General features: G+C 75.1%; 8 protein-coding genes. All 8 read left to right on the top strand.

From position 1 onward, the window contains the following. The first annotated feature begins 73 nt into the window (after positions 1-73). Complete coding sequence (locus ACFV04_RS04885) at positions 74-1,918, top strand: carbamoyltransferase (protein WP_380526835.1); 1,845 nt, start codon at positions 74-76, stop codon at positions 1,916-1,918. Next, positions 1,908-4,610 (top strand): condensation domain-containing protein, encoded by a 2,703-nt coding sequence (locus ACFV04_RS04890; RefSeq protein ID WP_380526836.1) that lies wholly within the window; start codon positions 1,908-1,910, stop codon positions 4,608-4,610. The genes ACFV04_RS04885 and ACFV04_RS04890 overlap by 11 nt, the downstream gene beginning before the upstream one ends. Before the next feature lie 5 nt (positions 4,611-4,615). Then, on the top strand, positions 4,616-10,960 hold the full coding sequence (locus ACFV04_RS04895; RefSeq protein ID WP_380526873.1) for an amino acid adenylation domain-containing protein: 6,345 nt from the start codon (positions 4,616-4,618) through the stop codon (positions 10,958-10,960). Positions 10,961-11,101: 141 nt separating this feature from the next. Next, the gene (locus ACFV04_RS04900; protein WP_360261177.1) at positions 11,102-11,296 is read left to right on the top strand and encodes an MbtH family NRPS accessory protein; all 195 of its coding nucleotides are present in this window, start codon (positions 11,102-11,104) and stop codon (positions 11,294-11,296) included. Between the two features lie 36 nt (positions 11,297-11,332). Then, complete coding sequence (locus ACFV04_RS04905) at positions 11,333-18,697, top strand: amino acid adenylation domain-containing protein (RefSeq protein WP_380526838.1); 7,365 nt, start codon at positions 11,333-11,335, stop codon at positions 18,695-18,697. Beyond that, positions 18,690-19,460, top strand: a complete 771-nt coding sequence (locus tag ACFV04_RS04910) for a CatB-related O-acetyltransferase (RefSeq protein ID WP_380526839.1) — start codon at positions 18,690-18,692, stop codon at positions 19,458-19,460. Before ACFV04_RS04905 ends, ACFV04_RS04910 begins: the two co-directional genes overlap by 8 nt. Continuing rightward, positions 19,457-20,686: a cytochrome P450 gene (locus tag ACFV04_RS04915; RefSeq protein ID WP_380526841.1), complete on the top strand. Its 1,230-nt coding sequence runs from the start codon at positions 19,457-19,459 to the stop codon at positions 20,684-20,686. The genes ACFV04_RS04910 and ACFV04_RS04915 overlap by 4 nt, the downstream gene beginning before the upstream one ends. Beyond that, on the top strand, positions 20,683-22,014 hold the full coding sequence (locus tag ACFV04_RS04920; protein ID WP_380526843.1) for an MFS transporter: 1,332 nt from the start codon (positions 20,683-20,685) through the stop codon (positions 22,012-22,014). Before ACFV04_RS04915 ends, ACFV04_RS04920 begins: the two co-directional genes overlap by 4 nt. Positions 22,015-22,064: the final 50 nt, after the last annotated feature.

Genomic DNA, 22,064 nt, shown 5'->3' on the forward strand with positions numbered 1-22,064 from the left:
GACGTGCGGGGATCCCGCCGCCTAGCGTGAGGGCCGAACGATTTCGCGTGGCATCGACGGGAGGTTGGAGACTATGCGCGTCCTCGGCTACAGCGGGCTGAACGGCGGACTGGAATTCAAGCGGGAGGCTTTCCCCGGGCTCGATCCCCGGTTGCACAGGTTCGCCCAGGGCTACGACTCCGCGGCGGCCCTGGTGATCGACGGCGAGGTGGTGGCCGCCGCCGCGGAGGAGCGGTTCACCGGGGAGAAGACCACCGGGTCGTTCCCGGTCAACGCCATCGAGTTCTGCCTGGCGCAGGCCGGCCTGGGCCCCGACGACATCGACGTGCTGGCGCACGGCTTCGCCTACGGGGATCCGGCCGGAAGCTTCGGGAGCCCCTACTCCTCGGCCAGGTTCCGCGAGGTGTACTCGACGGAGTCGCAGCTCGCGCTGGCCGAGAAGTTCCTGCCCGGCCGGCCCTGGGCCGACCGCTTCCGGCCCGTCCCGCACCACCTGGCGCACGCCGCCAGCACCTTCTACCCCAGCGGGTTCGAGGACTCGCTGATCGTGGTGAGCGACGGGATGGGCGAGTCGGAGAGCCTCACCGTCGCGGTCGGCCGGGGCGAGTCCATCGAGGTGCTCCACACCATCCCGGCCATGCACTCGGTCGGGATCCTCTACAGCCTGGTCACCCACCACCTCGGCTTCGTCCCCTTCATGGACGAGTACAAGGTGATGGGCCTGGCGCCCTACGGCGACCCGCAGCGCTACTACGACCGCTTCGCCACCATGGTGCGGCTGCGGGAGGACGGCACCTACACCGTCCCCGTGCTGGCCCGGGACCGCACGGCCTTCGAGCACGAGACCCACGAGGGCGTGCTGCGCGAGCTGGCCGCCGTGCTCGGCCCCGCCCGGCTCCCGGGGCAGCCCTCGACGCAGGACCACGCCGACATCGCGGCCGCCCTGCAGGCGATCACCGAGCAGGCGATGCTGCACGTCCTGCGCGCGGCCCGCGAGCGCACCGGCCTGAACCGGCTCTGCCTGGCCGGCGGCGTCGCGCTGAACTGCACGCTCAACGGCCTGGTGTCGCGCAGCCGCCTGTTCGACGACATCTTCGTCCAGCCGGCCTCCAGCGACGACGGCACGGCGATCGGCGCGGCGCTCGCGGCGGACGCCGCCGCGTCCTCCCGGGCCGGCCGGATGTCCATGCCGTACTGGGGCCCCGGGTTCTCCGACGAGGAGCTGGCGGCGGCGGTCGGCGAGCCGCAGGGCTGCACCGTCCACGAGTACGCCACCGACGCCGAACTCGCCGAGGGCGTCTCGGAGCTGCTGGCCGACGGCAACATCACCGCGTGGGTCCAGGGCCGGATGGAGTTCGGTCCCCGCGCGCTCGGCAACCGCAGCATCATCGCCGACCCGCGGACCGAGGCCATGCGCGACCGCCTGAACGAGGTCGTCAAGGAGCGCGAGAGCTTCCGGCCGTTCGCACCGGTGGTCCGCGTCCAGGACGCCGGCGACTACTTCGAGATCGAGCCCGGCACCGAATCCCGGTACGCCCACATGCTGTTCGTGACGCAGACCCGCGCCGAGCAGCGCGACAACCTCGGCGCGGTGACCCACGTCGACGGCAGCGCCCGGGTCCAGGTGCTCCACCCCGAGAGCAACCCGCGGTTCTTCGAGCTGATCAGCGCCTTCGGTCGGCGCACCGGCACCCCGGTGGTGCTGAACACGTCCTTCAACCTGCGCGGCCAGCCGATCATCGCGACCCCGCAGGAGGCCCTGCGCACCTTCCTGCGCTCGAAGCTGGACGCGCTCGTCCTCGGCCGCACCGTCATCGTCAAGGACGCCGGGGCGGCGAAGGACGCCGCGACCGCGAAGGACGCCGAGGGCGGCAAGGTCGGCAAGGACGGCAAGGAGTCGATCGCCGATGTCGGCTAGCCTCTTCCAGCCCCGGCAGCCGGCCGCGCACGCGACCCTGCCGCCCGACCGGCCGCGGCCGCCGGTGACGCAGTTCCGGCGCGCCACGCTGGGCCTCGACGGCGCCGCCTTCGCCGAGGGCGTCAACGAGGTCTCGGCCCGGTACGGGATCGAGCCGCAGACGGCGGCGGTCGCCGCGGTCGCCGCCGCCCTGGCCGCCCGTCACCGGCGCGGCCGCACCGCGCTCGCCGTCGGCACGGTCTTCGGGCCGGCCCGGCTCCTCGACGTCGAGGTCGCGTTGGGCGGCCGGACCGCCGCGACGGTGGCCCTCGGCCGGCTGGACGCCGAACTCGAAGCCGAACTCGACGCGGGAGCCGACGCCGGAGCCGACGCAGGATCCGGCGCCGGTCAGGGAACCTCCGGGCAGGGAACCGCGGGCCGCTCCGGCGTCGCGGTGCTGTTCGGGCGCCCGGCCGAGAAGTGGCGGGGCATCGGACCCCGGCTCGCCGACCGGGACCTCGTGCTCAGCCTCGACCCGGAGCGCAAGGAGGCCGGCTGCGAGTACGACCGCGACCTCTACGACCCCGCCACCGTGACGGCCTTCTGCGACTCCGTCCGGCAGGTGCTGGTGGCGCTGCGGGACTCGCCGGACCTGCCCGTGCTCGACGTCGAGGAGGACGCGGCCCCGGAGCCGGACGCGACGCAGGCCGCCCCGGCGACGCCCGACGCCCCCGGACTGACCGCCACCGAGGGCGTCCTGCAGGGCATCTGGGCCGAGGTGCTGGACGTCTCCGCCGCCGAGATCGAGACCGGCTCCGACTTCTTCGCCCTGGGCGGGCACTCCCTGCTGGCCGCCCGGGTCGCCATGCGGACGGGCACCGTCCTCGGCGTCGAGATCACCGTGGAGGACCTCTTCCACCACCCCACGCTGGCCGAACTCGCCGACCGGATCGACCGGGCCGCGCCCACGACGGTGCGCCCCATCCCGGCCGCACCCACCGGCGGCGCCCACCCGCTCAGCTCCGCGCAGACCGGGATCTGGCTCGCCGAACAGCTCAACCCGGGAGCGGCCCAGTACAACTTCCCGCTGTACTGGCGGCTGCGCGGCACCGTGGACCCGCAGGCGCTGCGGCGCGCCCTGGACGGACTGGTGCGGCGTCACGACGCCCTGCGGCTGCGGATCACCGAGTCGGACGCCGGCCCGGTGCAGACCGTCGCCCCGGTCGAGGCGGCCCCCTTCGAGGTCGTCGAGCTGCCCGGACTCGACGAGGCGGCCCTCGCCGAACTGGTCGAGCGCACCGTCGACGCGCCCTTCGACCTGGCCGAGGACGCGCTGCGGGTGGTGCTCGTACGCCTGGCGGCCGACGACTGGGCGCTGGTCCTCGTGGTCCACCACATCGTCTGCGACCAGTGGTCGCTGGCCCACCTCGTCGACGAACTCGGCACCCTGTACGCCGCCGGGGCCACCGCGGCGGAGGACCCGGCGCAGGACGGCGCGCGCACCGGCTACCTGGACTACGCGGCCTGGCACCGGGACGTGCTGGCCGAGCGGCTGCCCGCGCTGGGGGAGCACTGGCGGGAGAGCGTCGTCGGCGCCCCCGAGGTGGACCTGACGGTGCTGCGCCGCTCCGACGCCGGCCCCGGCCTGCGCAGCGGCTGCCACCGCTTCGAGATCCCCGCCGCGCTGCTCGGCGAGGTCGAGGAGCTCGGCCGGCGCAGCGGCACGACCCCGTTCATGGTGCTCTACGCCGCGTTCCTCGGGCTGCTCCACCGCTACTCGGGCCAGCACGACCTCACCGTCGGCACCTCCGTCGCCGGCCGCGGCCACCCGCAACTCGAAGCGTCGGTCGGCTCGTTCGTCAACCTGGTACAGCTGCGCACGGCGCTGTCCGACGGGCTCGCGTTCCGCGAGGTCCTGGACCGCGCGAAGCGCACCGTCATCGACGCCTACACCCACCAGGACTACCCGCTGGAGACCGCGCTGCGCGAGCGGCGGCTCCACGGCGCCCCGGGCTCGCCGCTGACCTCGGTCATCTTCGAGCTGCTGAACGTCGACCCGGTGCGGCTCGCGCTCCCGGGCGCCACGGCCGAGGAGGTGCCCGTCCGGGTCGGCTCGGCCAAGTTCGGGCTGATGGTGACGCTGGAGTCCACCACCGCGGGGACCATCGGCAACGTCGAGTACCGGGCGGACCACTACGACGCCGCGCGCGTCGCCCGGTTCGTCGAGCACTACCTGTCGCTCCTCGCGGCCGTGGTGCGGGACCCGGAGCTGCGGGCCGACCGGTGGCTGCCCGCCGGGGAGCCGGCGGCGCCGGACCGCGCCGACGCGCAGCCCGCGGCCGCCCCCGCGCAGGAATCGGACGCCGACGACGCGGCCCCGGCCTCCAGTCGGCGCGCCGCCCTCGAAACCGTCCTGGCCGACCTCTGGGCCGACGAACTCGGCGTGGCCGCCGTCGGCGCCGACCAGGACTTCTTCGCGCTCGGCGGCTACTCGCTGACCGCGACGCGGATCGTGGCGCGGCTGCGGCGCGAGCTGTCCGTCACGGTGCCGCTGCGCGTCCTGCTCGTCGACGGGACGGTCACCGCGCTGGCGGCGTACATCGAAGCGCACGAGCCCGACCTCCCGGGCCTGTACAGGACCGTCAGGGTCATCCGGCTGGCGCGGGCGGACGAGCACCGGCAGCGGCAGACCGCCGATCAGGAAAGTAGTTGAGCACCATGACCCACTCGCTACCCGTGTCGCCGACGCAGCAGGGCATCTGGCTGGCCGAGCAGGTCAACCCGGGGCAGCCGGTCTACAACGTGCCGGCCGCGCTGCACCTGCGGGGCGAGCTGTCCGCGGACGGGCTGCGCGACGCCGTCGCGGCGCTCGTCCGCCGCCACCGCGCGCTGCGGACGAGGTTCTCCTCCGCCGCGGGCCTCCCCCGCCGCACCGTCCTCGACCACGCCGACGTCCCGGTCCGCGACCTGCGGCTGCCCGACGAGGCGGCGGCCCGGCAGGCCATGGCCGAGGAGATCGCCCGGCCCTTCGACCTCGCCGTCGACGCCCTGCTGCGGGTGTCCGTCCTCCGGTACGCCGAGGACCGGTGCTTCCTGCTGCTGGTCTCCCACCACCTGGTGAGCGACGGCTGGTCGGTGGACGTCCTGCTGGAGGACCTCGCCGCCCACTACCGGGCCGGCCCGGAGCGCGCGCCCGGGCCCGACGAGGCGCCGCGGGAGCCCGCGCTCCCACCGGTGGACGCCGCGACGGCCGCGGAGAACCTCGCCTTCTGGGAGCGGACGCTGCGCGACGCCCCCGCGGCGACGGAGCTGTTCGGCTCCGGACACCGGACGACGACCCGCACCAACCGGGGCACGACCTCCCGGTTCGTCCTGCCCGACGCCCTGTCCGCCGCCGTCCGCGCGTTCGGCCGCACCCACCGGGTGAGCCCCGCCATGACGCTCCTCGCCGGGTTCGCCGCGCTGCTCACCCGCTACAGCGGGCAGCAGGACCTCGTCATCGGCACCTCGCTGGCGGGCCGCGACGACCCGGAGACGGACCGGCTGGTGGACTGCCTGGTCAAGGTCGTCCCGCTGCGGATCACCACCGGCCCGGACACCGGCTTCACCGGGCTGCTCCGCACCGCCCGGGACGCGTTCATCGACGCCCTGGAGCACCAGGACGTCGCCCTGGAGGACCTCGCCCGGCGGCTCGGCACCGACCGGGACGGCTCGCCGCTGTTCCGGATCCTGTTCGGCTACGCCCGCGGGCACGCCGCACCGCCGATGGCCGGCCTGGAGACCGCCCACGTCCCGGTGAACACCGCGACCGCCAAGTTCGACCTCACCTGGAACGTCAACGACGACGGCGAGCGGATCGAGATCGAGGTCGAGCACCGGACCGAGCTGATCGACGCGGAGCTGGTCGAGCGCCTGGCCGGGCACTGGTGCCGGCTGCTCGGCTCCCTCCTGACCGCGCCGGACGCGCCCGTGGCCCGGGCCGAACTGCTGTCCGCCGAGGAGCGGGCGCAGCTCGTCGGGACGGCCGAGACCCCCCGGGTGCGCCCGTCGGCGCCGGAGCGGTTCGCCGCGCGGGTGGCGGCGGCCGGTGACCGCGTCGCGGTCAGCGACGGCACCGGCGCCCGGCTGACCTACCGGCAGCTCGACGAGCGTGCGGCCCGACTCGCCGCGCTGCTCGCCGGGGCCGGGGTCACCCGGGGCGACCGGGTCGGGCTCTGCCTCGACCGCTCCGTCGACCTGGTCGCCGCCGTCCTCGCCGTCTGGCGGCTCGGCGCCGCCTACGTCCCCGTCGACCCCGACAACCCCACCGGCCGGATCGCGTACGTCCTCGGCGACGCCCGGGTCCCGCTCGTCCTCGCCGACCCCGACACGGCCGACCGGGTCCCGGCGGGCCCCTGGCGCACCCTCGTCACCAGCCGGGCCACGGACGCCGCGCACACCGGGCCGGTCCGCCCGGAGGCCGGCGATCCCGCGTACGTCATCTACACCTCCGGCTCCACCGGCACCCCGAAGGGCGTCGAGGTCACCCACGGCAACCTCGCCGCGCTGCTGGACGCCGGCGCGCAGACCGTCGGCCTGCACGAGACCGACGTCTGGTCGCTGTTCCACTCCTTCGCCTTCGACTTCTCGGTCTGGGAGATCTGGGGCGCCCTCGCCCACGGCGGGCGCGTGGTGGTCGTCCCGCGCGACGTGACGCGCGACCCCGCCGCCTTCCGCGACCTGCTGGTGCGCGAGCGCGTCACCGTCCTGAACCAGACGCCGTCCGCGTTCCGCCAGCTCGTCGCCGAGGAGGAGCGCCATCCGCTGGACGAACTGAGCCTGCGCCTGGTGGTGTTCGGCGGCGAGGCGCTCGACCTGGCCTCGGTCCGCACCTGGTGGCGCCGCCACACCCCCGACCGCCCCGTCCTCGTCAACATGTACGGCATCACCGAGACCACCGTCCACGTCACCTGGCAGGTCCTGGACGAGGAGCGGATCGAGACCGGCAGCAGCCCGATCGGCCGGGCCCTCCCGGGCTACCGCACGCTCGTCCTGGACGACCACGGGCAGCCGGTACCGGTCGGGGTGCGCGGCGAACTGTACGTCGGCGGCGACGCCGTGGCCCGGGGCTACCTCGGACGACCGGACCTCACCACCGAACGCTTCGTCCCCGACCCGTTCACCGACGTGCCCGGCGCCCGCCTGTACCGCAGCGGCGACCTCGCCCGCTGGACCACCGCCGGTGAGCTGGAGTACTGCGGCCGCAACGACGACCAGGTCAAGATCCGCGGCTTCCGGATCGAACTCGGCGAAGTGGCGGCCGCGATCGGCCGCCACCCGTCCGTCCGGGGCGTCACCGCGCTCGTCCACGGGTCCGCCCCCGGCGACCGCCGGCTCGTCGCCTACGCGGCCTGCCCCGACGGCACGGACGCCCGCGACCTGCGCGACTTCGCCGCCGGCCACCTGCCCGCCCACATGGTCCCCGCCGCGGTCGTCGTCCTCGACGCCCTGCCCCTGACCCGCAACGGCAAGGTCGACCACGCCGCCCTGCCCGCACCGGAGTTCTCCGGCGACGCCGCCGCCTTCGTGGCACCCGGCACCCCCGCCGAGGAGGCCCTCGCCGAGATCTGGGCCGAGATCCTCCAGGTCGAGAAGGTCGGCGCGAACGACGGCTTCTTCGACCTCGGCGGCGACTCCATCCGCGCCGTGCAGGTCGCCGCGCTCGCCCGCGGGCGCGGCCTGGGCATCGCCGTCGCCCAGATCTACCGGCACCGCACCCTCGCCGACCTCGCGGCCGCCGCCGACACGGCCGCCGACCGCGCGCGCACCGAGCCCTTCGAGCTGCTCTCCGCAGCCGACCGGGCCCGGATCGCCGACGGCCCCGGAGCCGGCCTCGACGACGCCTACCCCATGACGGCGCTCCAGGTCGGGATGATCTACCACATGGCGTCCGACCCCCGGGTGCTGCCCTACGTCAACGCGGCGAGCTACCGCCTGCCGTACCGCTTCGACGAGGAGGCGTTCCGCCGCGCCGTCCGGGCCGTGGTCGCCCGGCACCCCGTCCTGCGGACCGGATTCGACCTGGCGAACTACGACGAGCCGCTGCAACTCGTCCACCGCGAGGCCGAGGTGCCCCTCCTGGTCGAGGACCTGCGGGCGCTGGCACCGGCGGAGCAGGACCGGGCCGTCGACGAGCTGATGGAGCGGGAGCGCCGCCCGTTCGACGTGGAGCAGCCGCCGATGCTGCGCCTCGCCGTCCAGGTGCTCGGCGACGACAGCTTCCAGTGGACGCTGGTCGAGCACCACTCCATCCTCGACGGCTGGAGCCTGTGGTCGACGATCACCGAGATCCTGCTGCACTACACCCGCCTCCTGGACGGCCGGGGCCTGGCGCAACTCCCGCCCCCGGCCTCGGTCTACCGCGACTTCGTCGCCCTGGAGCAGCGCGCGTCGGCCTCGCCCGAGGCCCGGCGGTTCTGGTCCGAGACCCTCGCCGGACACACCCTGCCGCAGCTCCCGGCACCCACCGGGCAGCCGCCCCGGCCCGCCGGACAGGCCCTGCGCGGCGACGGCGCCAGCGGCGTGGTCGACGGCTACGGCTGGCGCGACGCGCACCTGCCGGCGGGCCTCGGCCCGCGGGTCGGGGCGCTCGCCAAGCGCCTCGGCGTCCCCGAGAAGACCGTCCTGCTCGCGGCGCACCTCCAGGTGATCGCGGCGCAGACCGGTCTCGACGACGTCTGCTGCGGGGTCACGCTCAACGGCCGACTGGAGGAGACCGGCGGGACGGAGGCCCGCGGGCTGTTCCTCAACACCGTCCCGTTCCGGCTCGCGGTGGGCGGCGGACGCCGCTCCGACCTGGTCCGCCGCGTCTTCGAGGCGGAGGCCCGGATCCTGCCGCACCGCCGGATGCCGCTCGCCCGGATCCGGCAACTCGCCGGCGGACGCGACCTGTTCACGACGAACTTCACCTTCAACAACTTCCACGTCATGCGCGACACCATGGGCGGCGGCGAGCACGCGGACCTGCTCAGCGGCCTGGGCGAGCTGACCGCCAGCCGCCGGGTGGAGCCGGCCGACGTCCCGCTCACCGTCACGTTCTTCCGCAACCCGCTGACGGACGGCCTGCAGCTCTGCATCGACTACGACGCCCACCGGCTGACCCCGGCCCGGATCGAGGAGATCGCCGAGCAGCACGTCCGGGCCGTCGAAGCCCTGGTCACCGACCCGGACGGCGAACTCCCCGATCCGAAGGGCGAGTTCGTCGAGGTGGCGCGCACGCCCGCCGGGCCGGGAAGCACACCCGCCGGTGCGGTGCCGGCCCCGGCCGGTCCGCGCACCGGGGCCGTCGCCCCGCAGGGCGTCCTGGAGCGGTTCGCGGCACAGGTCGCGTCGAACGGTGACGCCGTCGCCGTCGCCGACGCGACCGGCGGACGGCTGACCTACCGCGCACTCGACGAGCGCGCCGCCCGGCTCGCCGCCCTGCTCGCCGGGGCCGGAGTGGGCCGCGGCGACCGCGCCGGGCTCTGCCTCGGCCGCTCCGTCGACCTGGTCGCCGCCGTCCTCGCCGTCTGGCGCCTGGGCGCCGCCTACGTCCCCGTCGACCCCGACTACCCGGCGAGCCGGATCGAGTTCGTCCTCAAGGACGCGGACGTCCCGTTCGTCCTCACCGACCCCGGCAGCACCGACCGCGTCCCCGCGGGCCCCTGGCGCACCCTCGACACCACCGGGGCGACGGAGGCCGTCCACACCGGGGCCGTCCGCCCGGAGGCCGCCGAACTCGCCTACGTCATCTACACCTCGGGCTCCACCGGCACCCCCAAGGGGGTCGAGGTCGAGTGGCGGTCGCTGGACAACCTGGTGGCCGTCGCGGACGAGGTCATGGCCCTGCGCCCCGACGACCGGCTGCTCCAGTTCGCGTCGCTGAGCTTCGACGTGTCGGTCGCGGACCTGGTGTCCGCCCTGACCACCGGCGCCACCTTCGTCGTCTCCCCCGGCGGGGCCGACCGCGTCGGCGAAGGACTGGTCGCGGCGATCCGCGCGCACCGGCCGACCGTCGTCTCGATGCCGCCGAGCGTCCTGGCCGGCCTGGAACCCGCCGACCTGCCCGCGCTGCGCCGGGTCGTCGTCGCGGGCGAGGCGCTCCCGGCGCCGCTCGCCGCACGCTGGGCCGCGGTGGCCGAACTGGTCAACGCCTACGGCCCGACCGAGGCCACCGTCTACGCGACGGCCCACCGCTGCGCCACGGACGGCGACGTCCTGATCGGCCGGGCCGTGCCCGGCGCCGTCGCCCACGTCCTGGACGGGACGGGACGGCCGGTGCCGCCCGGGGCACGCGGGGAGCTCTGCATCGGCGGCGCCGGTGTGGCCCGCGGGTACCTGGGGCGGCCGGGACTGACCGCCGAGCGCTTCGTCCCCGACCCGTCCGGCGACGTGCCCGGGGCACGCCTGTACCGGACCGGCGACGTGGCCCGGTGGACGGCCGGCGGCGAACTCGAGTACCTGGGCCGCACCGACGACCAGGTGAAGATCCGCGGCCTGCGGATCGAACTCGGCGAGGTCGAGTCGCACCTGCGGGCACACCCCGGGGTCGCGGCCGGTGCCGCCACCGCGCTCGGCGAGGGCGCGGAGCGCCGGCTGGTCGGCTACGTCGTCCCGGCCGGGTCCGGCACGGTCCCGTCCGCGTCCGGCGCGCTCTCGGCCGACGAGGTGCGTGCCTGGCTGGGCCGCCGGCTGCCGGCGTACATGGTGCCCTCGGCGGTGGTGGTGCTGGACGCGCTGCCGCTCTCGCCGAGCGGCAAGGTGGACCGCGCCGCGCTGCCCGCACCCGTGCGCTCCGCCCCCGACCCGGCCGGGCGCGTGGCGCCGCACACCCCGCTGGAGGAGGGCCTGGCCCGCCTGTGGGCGGAGGTCCTGTCGGTGGAGCACGTCGGCGCGGAGGACGACTTCTTCGACCTCGGCGGCGACTCCATCCGGGCCGTGCAGATCGCCTTCCGGATCAAGCGCGAGTTCGGCGTCCAGCTCAGGCCGGTCGACGTCCAGCTCAACCCCACGGTCGCGGAACTCGCGCGCCACCTGTCCGCCTGACGGCCGCCGGGCCCCGCGAAAACCCGCAATACCCGCGGAAGCCCGCGGAAACCGCAGGACGCACAGAACCCGTAGCACCCGCAGAACCCGCAGGACCCGCACCACCCCGTCATCCCATCCCTTTTCGCTGTGGAGGTTGCCATGTCCGACGACGAACTCGACCTGGACTACAAGGTCGTGGTGAACGACGAGGAGCAGTACTCGATCTGGCCCCAGGAGCGGGAGAACCCGCCCGGCTGGCTGGACGCCGGGGCCCGCGGCAAGAAGGCGGACTGCCTGGAGTGGATCGAGCGCAACTGGACCGACATGCGGCCCAAGAGCCTGCGCAGCGCCTAGTCACCATCGTTCGGGACGGAGTTGGAGGTACATCTGATGTCACACGGTCTGGACGCCCGGGAAGACGGGTCGGCTCCCGTCCCGGCACCCCGCTCGCCGCACACACCCGCCGCGGCGGGTGCCGGCCGGCTGCCGCTGTCCCTGGCGCAGCAGCGGCTGTGGTTCCTTTCCAGGCTCGGGGAGTTCCGGGCCGGGTACAACATGCCCCGGGTGGTCCGGATCTCCGGCCCCCTGGACCGGACGGCGCTCACCGCGGCGCTCGGCGACGTCGTCCGCCGGCACGCGGCGCTGCGGACGGTGTTCCCGGAGGTCGCCGGCGAGCCGTGGCAGGAGGTCGTGGCGGCCGGCGACGTCGCCGGGCGGTTCACGGTGGAGTCCGCCGAGTGCGCCGCCGGCGAGGTGCCGGGGCTGGTCGACCTGGCCTGCCGCCACGAGTTCGACCTGACCTCCGAACTCCCGGTGCTGGCACGGCTGTTCGCTACCGGTCCGACGGAGCACGTGCTGGTCCTGGTGGTCCACCACATCGCCGCGGACGGCTGGTCCCTCGGCCTCGTGGAGCGCGACCTCGGCACGGCCTACGCCGCGCGTCTGGCCGGCGCCGCGCCGGTCTGGCCCGCGCTGCCCCTGGAGTACCCGGAGCACGCGGTGCGCCAGCGCGCGGCGCTCGGCTCCGAGGACGACCCGCAGAGCCTCCTGTCCCGGCAACTCGATCACTGGCGGGAGGAGTTGCGCGGCTCCCCGCAGGAGCTGCCGCTCCCCCGGGACCGGCCGCGGCCGCCGACGGCCGGCCCCTCGCCGGCCGGGACGGTGCGCTTCGAGGTCGACGCCGACACCCACCGGGCGCTGGCGCGGCTGGCCCGCGAGCACCGGGTCACACCGTTCGTGGCACTGCAGACGGCGTTCGCGGCGCTGCTGAACCGGCTGGGGGCGGGCACCGACATCCCGATCGGCGCGCCGGTGGACGGCCGTACCGACGAGGACCTGCAGGAACTCGTCGGGTTCTTCGTCAACACCCTGGTGTTCCGGGTCGACTGCTCGGGCGACCCGAGCTTCGGCGAGCTCCTGAAGCGGGTGCGGCGCACGGCCCTGACGGCCTTCGCCCACCAGGACGTCCCCTTCGACCGGGTGGTCGAGGCCGTCAACCCCGTCCGCACGGCGACCGGCAACCCCCTCTTCCAGGTGAGCTTCTCGCTGGAGGCGGACGGGGACGGCGGCCTGGTCCTGCCCGGCCTGACGGTCACCGACGAGCCGTTCGGCGCCGGAGCGGCCAAGTTCGACCTCAGCCTCGGCCTCACCGAACACCGTGCGGACGGACAGCCGGCCGGCCTGAGCGGCGTGCTGGAGTACGCCGAGGACCTGTTCGACCGGGCCACGGTCGAGGCCCTGGCCCGCCGCTGGCAGCTGCTGCTCGCCGGGGCGCTGGCCGAGCCGGCGCGGCCGGTCGGCGAACTCCCGGTGATGGACGCGGCCGAGCGGCAGTGGCTGCTCGACCTGGGCAACGGGCCCGAGGGCGTGCTGCCCGAGGTGCGGCCGTCGGCGGTCGAGCGCTTCGCGGCGCAGGTCGCGGCGGCCGGCGACCGCGTCGCCGTCAGCGACGGCACCGGCACCGGCACTGGCACCCGGCTGACCTACCGGCAGCTCGACGAGCGCGCCGGCCGGATCGCGGCCCTGCTGGCCGAGGCCGGCGTCCGGCGCGGCGACCGCGTCGGGCTCTGCCTCGGCCGTTCCGTCGACCTGGTCGCCGCCGTGCTCGGCGTGCTGCGGCTCGGCGCCGCCTACGTCCCCGTCGACCCCGACTACCCGCCGGCCCGGCTGGAGTTCGTCCTCGGCGACGCCCGGGTCCCGATCGTCCTGACCGACCCCGGGGCCCGCGACCGCGTCCCGGACGGGCCGTGGCGCACCCTCGACGTCACCCGGACGACCGACGCCGCCGCTCCGGCGCCGGTGCTGCCCGGGCCCGCCGAACTCGCCTACGTCATCTACACCTCGGGCTCCACCGGCCGGCCGAAGGGCGTCGAGGTCACCCACGGCAACCTCGCCGTGCTCCTGGCCTCCACGCAGCTCCTCTCGGACGCGTCGGACACCGACGTGTGGACGCTGTTCCACTCGCTCGCCTTCGACTTCTCGGTCTGGGAGATCTGGGGCCCGCTGGCCTTCGGCGGCCGCCTGGTCGTCGTCCCCCGCGAGGCGGGGATGGACCCGGACGCGCTGCACGCGCTGCTGGCCCGTGAAGGGGTCACCGTCCTGAGCCAGACGCCGTCCGCCTTCCGGCAGTTCGTGGCCCGGGAGGAACGGCACCCGCTGGACGCGCTGCGGCTGCGGATGGTCGTGCTCGGCGGCGAGGCGCTCGACCTCGCGACCGTCGGCAAGTGGCAGCGCCGGTACCCCGCGGACACCACCCGGCTGGTGAACGCCTACGGCGCCACCGAGAACACGGTGCTCACGACCTGGCGGGTGATGCCCGGTGTGGAAGCCGCGACCGCCACCGGCAGCGCGACCGGGGGCAACGTCTCCCCCATCGACGGGACCATCCCGGGCTGGCGGCTGGTCGTCCTGGACGCCCGCGGCGAGCCGTCGCCCACCGGGGTCGTCGGCGAGATCCACGTCGGCGGTCCCGGCGTGGCCCGCGGCTACCTCGCCCGCCCCGCGCTGACCGCCGAGCGCTACCTCCCGGACCCGTTCGGCGCCGAACCCGGCGGCCGGCTCTACCGCACCGGCGACCTCGGCCGCTGGAACGCCGCCGGTGAACTGGAGTACTGCGGCCGCACCGACGACCAGGTCAAGATCCGCGGCTTCCGGATCGAACTCGGCGAGGTCGAGGCCGCGATCGCCCGGCACCCGTCCGTCCAGGGCGTCACCGTGGTCGTCCACGAGTCCGCCCCCGGCGACCTCCGGCTCGTCGCCTACGCGGCCTGCCCCGACGGCGCGGCCACCCACGACCTGCGCGACTTCGCCGCCCGCCACCTGCCCGCCCACATGGTCCCCGCCGCCGTCGTCGTCCTGGACGCCCTCCCGCTGACCCGCAACGGCAAGGTCGACCGCGCCGCCCTGCCCGCGCCGGAACTCTCCGCCCGCTCCGCCGGCCGGGAGCCCGCGAACGCCACCGAAGCCGCCCTGTGTGCCCTGTTCGCCGAGGTCCTGGAGGTCGACCGGGTCGGCGTCGAGGACGCCTTCTTCGAACTCGGCGGGCACTCGCTGCTGGTCATCCGGCTGGTCGACCGGATCCGCTCCGCCCTCGGCGTGGAACTGTCCATCCGGGCCGTGTTCGAGGCCGCGACCCCGGCCGGCCTGGCCGCGCTCGTCGACCTCGGGCAGCAGGCCCGCCCGGCCGTGCGCCCCACCGCCCGCCCGGACCGCCTGCCGCTGTCCTTCGCCCAGCGCCGCCTGTGGTTCCTCAACGAGCTCGACGGCGGGGCCGCCTACAACATCCCGTACGCGGCCCGCCTCTCCGGCGCCCTGGACGTCGGGGCGCTCACCGCCGCCCTGGCCGACGTCGTCGACCGGCACGAGTCGCTGCGCACCGTCCTGCCCACCGAGGACGGCCGGCCCTGGCAGCAGGTGCTGACCGGCCGGGCGGCCCGGACGGAACTCACCGTCACCGACACCACGCCGGACGCGCTGGACGCCGAACTCGCCGAGGAGAGCCAGAAGGTCTTCCGGCTCACCACCGAACCCGCCCTGCGCGCCCGACTGTTCCGCCTCGCCCCGGACGAGCACGTCCTCCTGCTGGTCGTCCACCACGTGGCCTGCGACGGCTGGTCCCTGGAACCGCTGCTCGACGACCTCGCCGAGGCCTACGCGGCGCGCCGCACCGGCACCGCACCGGCCCGGCCGCCACTGCCCGTCCAGTACGCCGACTTCACGCTCTGGCAGCGGGACCTGCTCGGCGCCGAGGACGACCCGGCGAGCCGGCTCTCCCAGCAGACCGAGTACTGGCGCCGGGCGCTGGCCGGCATTCCCGACCAGCTCGCGCTGCCCTTCGACCGGCCGCGCTCGGGCACCGTCAGCCTGCGCGGCGGGGAGGTCGCGATCGAGGTCGGGCCGGCCCTGCACGCCGCCCTGACCGCCGTCGCGCGGGCCCACGACTGCACCGTGTTCATGGCGCTGCAGGCCGCGGTGGGCGTGGTGCTGTCCCGCTCCGGCGCCGGGCCCGACATCCCGCTGGGCACGGCCACCTCCGGGCGCGCCGACGCCGTGCTGGACGGCCTCGTCGGCTTCTTCGCCAGCACCCTGGTGCTGCGCACCGACCTCTCGGGCGACCCGACCTTCACCGAACTCCTCGGCCGGGTCCGGGAGACCGACCTCGGCGCCTACGCCCACCAGGACGTCCCGTTCGAGACCCTGGTCGAGGCGCTCAACCCGGCCCGGGTCCCCGGCGCCAACCCGCTGTTCCAGGTGAGCGTCTCCATGCTGAACAGCATCAGCGCGGAGCTCGCCCTCCCGGGGCTGGCGGTCGCCCCGCTCGACCTGAGCATGGGGATCTCCGCCTTCGACCTGTCCTTCGTGTTCGGCGAACGCCCGGGCGCCGACGACGCGGCCGGACCGGCCACCGGCCTGGTCGCCGCGATCGGGTACGACGCCGACCTGTTCGACCACGCCACGGTCGAGGGCATCGCCGACCGGCTGGTGCTGGTGCTGGAGGCGATGGCCGCCGACCCGGGCCGCCGGGTCGGCGAGGTGGAGCTGCTGAGCACCCGGGAGCGGCAGCGGGTCCTGCGGGACTGGAACGACACCGCCACCGAGGTGCCGGCGGGCACGGTGCCCGAGCTGTTCGCCGCCCGCGCCGCGCACACCCCCGCCGCCCCGGCGGTGCGGTACCTGGACACCGAGCTGACGTACGCCGAACTCGACGCCCGCGCCAACCGGCTGGCGCACGAGCTGATCGCCCGCGGCATCGGGCCGGGCCGGCTGGTGGCCCTCGCCCTGCCGCGCTCGGAGCAGGTCGTGGTGGCCCTGCTCGCGGTCCTGAAGGCCGGGGCGGCCTACCTCCCGGTCGACCCGTCCTACCCCGCCGACCGCGTCGCGTTCATGCTCGACGACGCGGCCCCGGCCTGTGTGCTCAGCACCGGGGAGGTCGCCGCCGCCCTGCCCGGCGGCCCCGGCCTCCCGGTCCTGGCGCTGGACGACGAGGACGTGCGGCGCTCGGTCGCGGACCGGCCGGCCACCGCGCCCGCCGACGCGGACCGCACCGCACCGCTGCTCCCCGCCCACCCGGCGTACGTCATCTACACCTCGGGCTCCACCGGCCGGCCGAAGGGCGTGGTGGTCTCCCACCGCGGCATCCCCAGCATGGTGAGCACCCAGGCGGCGACGCTCGGCGTCGACGGCGACAGCAGGGTGCTGCAGTTCGCCTCGATGAGCTTCGACGCCTCCGTCTGGGACACCTGGATGGCACTGCTGACCGGCGGGTGCCTGGTCGTCGTCCCGGAGTCCGACCGGGTCCCCGGCCCGGCCCTGGCCGACTTCCTGCGCGTCCACGGCATCACCCACGCCACCCTGCCGCCCGCCGTGGTCCTCGCCACCGAGTTCGACGAGGACGTCGCCGGGGTCACGCTGATCACCGCCGGTGAGGCCTGCACGCCCGCCGTCCTCGACGCGGCCCGCCACTTCGCGAAGGTGGTCAACGCCTACGGCCCCACCGAGTCCACGGTGTGCGCGACCGTGCGTGCCGTCGACGGGGTGCCGCAAGCCGTCCCGATCGGCCGGCCGGTGGCGAACACCCGGGTGTACGTGCTGGACGCGCGGCAGCGCCCCGTCCCGCCCGGCGTGCCCGGGGAGCTGTACCTCGCGGGCGCCGGACTGGCCACCGGCTACCTGAACCGGCCCGCGCTGACCGCCGAGCGCTTCCTGCCCGACCCCTTCGGCACGCCCGGTGGCGGGAGGCTGTACCGCACCGGCGACCTGGTGCGGTGGACCGCGGACGGCGAGCTGGTCTTCCTCGGCCGGACGGACGAGCAGATCAAGATCAGGGGCTTCCGCGTCGAGCCCGGCGAGGTCGAGGCGGTGCTCACCGGCCACCCGGAGGTCGCCCACGCCGCGGTGATCGCCCGCGAGGACCGACCGGGGGACGTCCGGCTGGTGGCCTACGCCGTCCTGGCGGACGGTCAGGACGCCCAGGACGCCCAGGACCCACAGGACGCCCAGGACCCACAGGACCCGCAGGCCCAGCAGGCTCCTCAGGATCCGCAGGCCCCTCAGGACCGGGACCGCGCCGCCGCACTGCGGCGGTACGCGGCCGAGCACCTGCCGGAGTACCTGGTCCCCGGCGACGTGGTGGTCCTCGACCGCCTGCCGCTGACGCCCAGCGGGAAACTGGACCGCAAGGCCCTGCCCGCCCCCGCGGCCGACGGCCCCGCGGCGAACGGCCCCGCCGGGGCCGGCCCGGACGGCGGCGACGCCCCGGACGACCCGCGGGTGGCCGTCCTGGTCCGGCTGTTCGCGCAGGAGCTCGGGCTGGACCGGGTCGGCCCGGACGACTCGTTCTTCGAACTGGGCGGTCACTCGCTGCTGGCGACCCGCCTGACCGGCCGGATCCGCGCCCTGCTCGGCGCCGAGATCGGCATCGCGACGCTGTTCGAATCGCCCACCGCCGCGGGCCTCGCGGCCCGGCTGGACGAGGCCCCGACCGACCCGTACGCCAACGTCATCGAGCTGCGGCGCGGCGCGGCGAGCAGCCGCCCGGTCTTCTGCATCCACCCCATCGGCGGCCTCAGCTGGTGCTACAGCTCCGTCCTGCCGCACCTGGAGCGGGACCAGCCGGTCTACGGCATCCAGGTGACGGAGAGCCACGGCCGCTTCAAGGCGGTGGAGTCGCTCGACGCGCTGGCCCGGCGCTACGCGGACCTGATCACCGCGACCCACCCGGACGGCCCGTACGTCGTCATGGGCTGGTCGCTGGGCGGGGTGCTGTCCTACGAGGTCGCCCGCCTGCTGGAGGCCTCCGGCCGGACGGTCGACCTGGTCGTCCTCTACGACGCCTGGCCGTACGAGCGGCCGGTGACACCGGAGGAGCTGGACGGCGACTTCGCCGCCTGGGTGACCGGCGAGGTCATCGCGGGCCCGTCCGCCGACGAAGCCCTCGACGCCCGCCAGAGCCGGGCCCTGGTCCGCGCGGCCAAGGGCGTCGCCGCCCTCCTCGGGCCGCCGCACCCGGACGGCTACCACGGGCGGGTCCTGAGCATCGCCGCCGCCAAGACCGTCGCCGAGCGGGGCTCCGCGGCGCAGGCCTGGCAGCCGTACCTCACCGCGGCGGAGCACCACGTGGTGGACTCCGACCACGACGCGATGATGACGCCCGCCGTGATGGAGCAGTCGGGGCCGCTGGTGACGGCCGCCCTGACCGCCCTGCCGGCCCTGCCGGGCACCCCGGCGCCGTCGGGAACGGAGGCCGACCGTGGCTGACCACCGCGACCCCGCCCCTGCCTCCGCCCCCGCCTCCGAGCAGGACGTCGACCGGGACGTCGACCCCGACCTGGACATCCCGGACCCCCGCGATCCGCGCCCGCTCGGCGACGACCGCCTGGTCTTCATCCGCCCGGTCCTCGAACCGGGCGGGAAGGTCGTCGCCGGGAACTTCTCCTACTACGACGCCTCCGAGGACACCGCCGGCTTCGAGGAGGCCCGGGTCCGCTACGCGTTCGGCAGCGAACGGCTGTTCATCGGCCGCTACTGCTCCATCGCCGCGGGCGTGACCTTCGTGATGGCCGGCGCGAACCACGTCTTCGACGGTCCGACGGGCTACCCCTTCTTCAGCTTCGAGGGCGACTGGCGCGACGGCCTGATCGACGACCTGATCGCCCGGGGGCCCGGCCGCAAGGGCGACACCCGGATCGGCAACGACGTCTGGATCGGCCGCGGCGCCACGATCATGCCCGGGGTGACCGTCGGCGACGGCGCCATCATCGGCGCCGGCGCGCTGGTCGCCTCCGACGTGGAGCCGTACCGGATCGTCGGCGGCAACCCGGCGAGGGTGATCCGCGCCCGCTACGGCCCCGAGGACGTCGAACGGCTGCTCACCGCCCGCTGGTGGGACTGGCCGGTGGCGGCCGTCTCCCGGCACCTCCCGGAGCTGGTCCTCGGCCGGCCCGAACAGATCCTGTCCATCGCCCGGGCCGAGCGGCTACTCGGCCCGGAGCCGGCCACCACCCAGGGAAGCGCGTCATGACGAACCCGACCGGAAGCCTCGCCGCCCCGCCGGCGGTCGACCTCGCGGACCCGGCCCTGTACGGGGCCGGCGACCCGGAGTCCGTGTGGGCCGCGCTCCGCCGCGACCACCCCGTCCACTGGAACGACTCCCCGACGGGCGGCGGCTTCTGGGCCGTCACCCGGCACGCCGACGTCCAGCGGGTGCTCAAGGACACCGCGACCTTCACCTCCGCCCAGGGCATGCGGATCGGCCACAACCCGACCGCCACCGCCGAGGCCGCCGGGAAGATGCTCATCGTCACCGACGCGCCCCGGCACGGCAGGATCCGACGGGTCATCAGCTCCGCGTTCACCCCCCGCACCGTCGCCCGCCTGGAACAGAACATGCGGACGATCGTGCGCGAGGAACTGGAGCCGCTGCTCGCCGGTGAACCCCGCGAGTTCACCGACTTCGCCGCCGTCCTGCCGGTGGCGGTGATCTGCGACCTGCTGGGCGTGCCGAAGAGCGACTGGGCGTTCATGCTGAACTCCACCCGGGCCGCCTTCGGGGCCTCCGAGGTCGATCCGATCGCCCGGCTCGAAGCGCACGCCGGCATGCTCGCCTACTACGCCGACCTCGTCGACTTCCGCCGGGACGAACCGGGCGACGACGTCATCAGCGCCATGGTGAACGGCCTCGTCGACGGCGTGCCGCTCACCGACGAGGAGATCTTCCTCAACTGCGACGGCCTCATCTCGGGCGGCAACGAGACCACCCGGCACGCCACCGTCGGCGGACTCCTCGCCTTCGCCGCCGACCCCGGACAGTGGCGGACCGCCGCCGCCGACCCCGAGGGGATGGACGGCGTCGTCGACGAGATCCTGCGCTTCACCAGCCCGGCGATGCACGTGCTGCGCACCGCCGCCCGGGACACCGAGATCGCCGGGCAGCCGATCCGGGCCGGCGACCCGGTGGCGGTGTGGATGCCGTCGGCGAACCGGGACGAGACGGTCTTCGACGCGCCCGAGCGCTTCGACGTCCGGCGCACGCCCAACCCGCACGTCGCCTTCGGCGTGGGCCCGCACTTCTGCCTGGGCGGCGCCCTCGCCCGGACCGAACTCCGTGTCCTGTTCACCGAACTGCTCGCCCGGGCCGAAGGCGCCGAACCGGCCGGCCCGGCCCGCCGACTGCACTCCAACCTGATCTGGGGCTACGAGTCCGCGCCGGTCCTGCTGCACCCGCGCGACGGGCGGGAGCGGCGGTGAAGCCGCTCGCGGACCCCCGGTTCCGCCGCCTGCTCATCGGCCAGGCGCTCTCCGGCTTCGGCAGCAGCGCCCTGTTCCTCACCCTGGGCATCTGGGCCAAGGACCTCACCGGCAGCAACGCCGCCGCCGGCGGGGTCGAGGCGGCCCTCGGCGCACCCATGGTGCTGTCACCGCTCTTCGGCCACCTCGCCGACCGGGTGCGGCGGCGCCCGCTGCTCATGGTCACCAACGCCCTCATGGCGCTGGCCGTACTGTCCCTGCTCGCGGTGCACGGCCGCGAACAGCTGTGGCTGATCTACCTGGTGGCGGTCTGCTACGGCGTGGCCTTCGGCGTCCTCGGCGCCGCGTCGGCCGGAATCCGCCGCGACCTCCTCCCCGACGACCAGCTGACCGGCGCCAACGCCCTCCTCCAGACCGTCAGTCAGGGGCTGCGCATCGTCGCCCCGCTGGTCGGCGTGGCGGTCTACGCGGCCGCCGGCGCCGGAACGCTCGCCGTGCTCAACTCCCTGACCTTCCTGGCCGCGATCCTGGCGCTGGTCGGCCTGCGGGTCGAGGAGTCGGTCGGGGCGGAGCCCGCCCACGAGCCGTTCCGGCGCAGCGCCCTCGCCGGCATCCGGCACATCGGCGCCACACCGGTGCTGGCCCAGATCGGCTACGCGGCGGCCTGCGCGTTCTGCGTCATCGGCCTGAGCCAGACCGTCATGTTCGCGGTCGTGGACGAGGGGCTGGGCCGGCCGCCCTCCGCGCTCGGCCCGCTCAACGCCGTCCAGGGCGTCGGCGCGGTGATCGGCGGACTCACGGTCTCCGCCCTGATCCGGCGGGTCGGCATGGCGCGCACCGCCGGGCTCGGGATCGGCGCGTTCACGGTCGCGGCGCTCACCTACTGCGTGCCGCACCTGGGGTTCGTGGTCGCCGGCGAGGTCGCGGACGGGATCGCCATCACCTGGATCATGGTGGTGCTGTCGTCCGCGGCGCAGCTGCACACGCCGCCCCGGCTCCAGGGCCGCGTCAACGCCATGTGCACGATGCTGGTGCTGGTCCCGCAGTCGCTGTCGCTCGCCGCCGGCACGGTCCTCATCGACCGGTTCGACTACCGGACCCTGCTGGTCGTGATGGCGGCGGTCACCGCGGCCTGCGCCGCCGTCCTGCTGCTGAGGCCCGCCGTCGCACTCACCGAGCGGGCGTTCGTGACCTCCGCGCCCACCGGACCGGCGGACCGGCGGACCGGGACGCCGCCGACTCCGGCCCTGCGGCCAGGCGTTGAGACCGCCGGCCGGTCCCGTCCCGGCAGTCGGAGCGGGAAGAATCGGGCGCCGAAGAAAACCTGACGGCTTGTCATGACTGAAACACAGTTCGACCGGGCATAACTCTCTCAGCC

Origin of the sequence: Kitasatospora sp. NPDC059599 (assembly GCF_042735125.1) — a bacterium.
In the GTDB taxonomy this organism is placed as follows: Bacteria; Actinomycetota; Actinomycetes; order Streptomycetales; family Streptomycetaceae; genus Kitasatospora.

Coding starts and splice junctions, on each gene's coding strand:
- ACFV04_RS04885 (WP_380526835.1), top strand. CDS start 74: ATGCGCGTCCTCGGCTACAGCGGGCTGAACGGCGGACTGGAATTCAAG.
- ACFV04_RS04890 (WP_380526836.1), top strand. CDS start 1,908: ATGTCGGCTAGCCTCTTCCAGCCCCGGCAGCCGGCCGCGCACGCGACC.
- ACFV04_RS04895 (WP_380526873.1), top strand. CDS start 4,616: ATGACCCACTCGCTACCCGTGTCGCCGACGCAGCAGGGCATCTGGCTG.
- ACFV04_RS04900 (WP_360261177.1), top strand. CDS start 11,102: ATGTCCGACGACGAACTCGACCTGGACTACAAGGTCGTGGTGAACGAC.
- ACFV04_RS04905 (WP_380526838.1), top strand. CDS start 11,333: ATGTCACACGGTCTGGACGCCCGGGAAGACGGGTCGGCTCCCGTCCCG.
- ACFV04_RS04915 (WP_380526841.1), top strand. CDS start 19,457: ATGACGAACCCGACCGGAAGCCTCGCCGCCCCGCCGGCGGTCGACCTC.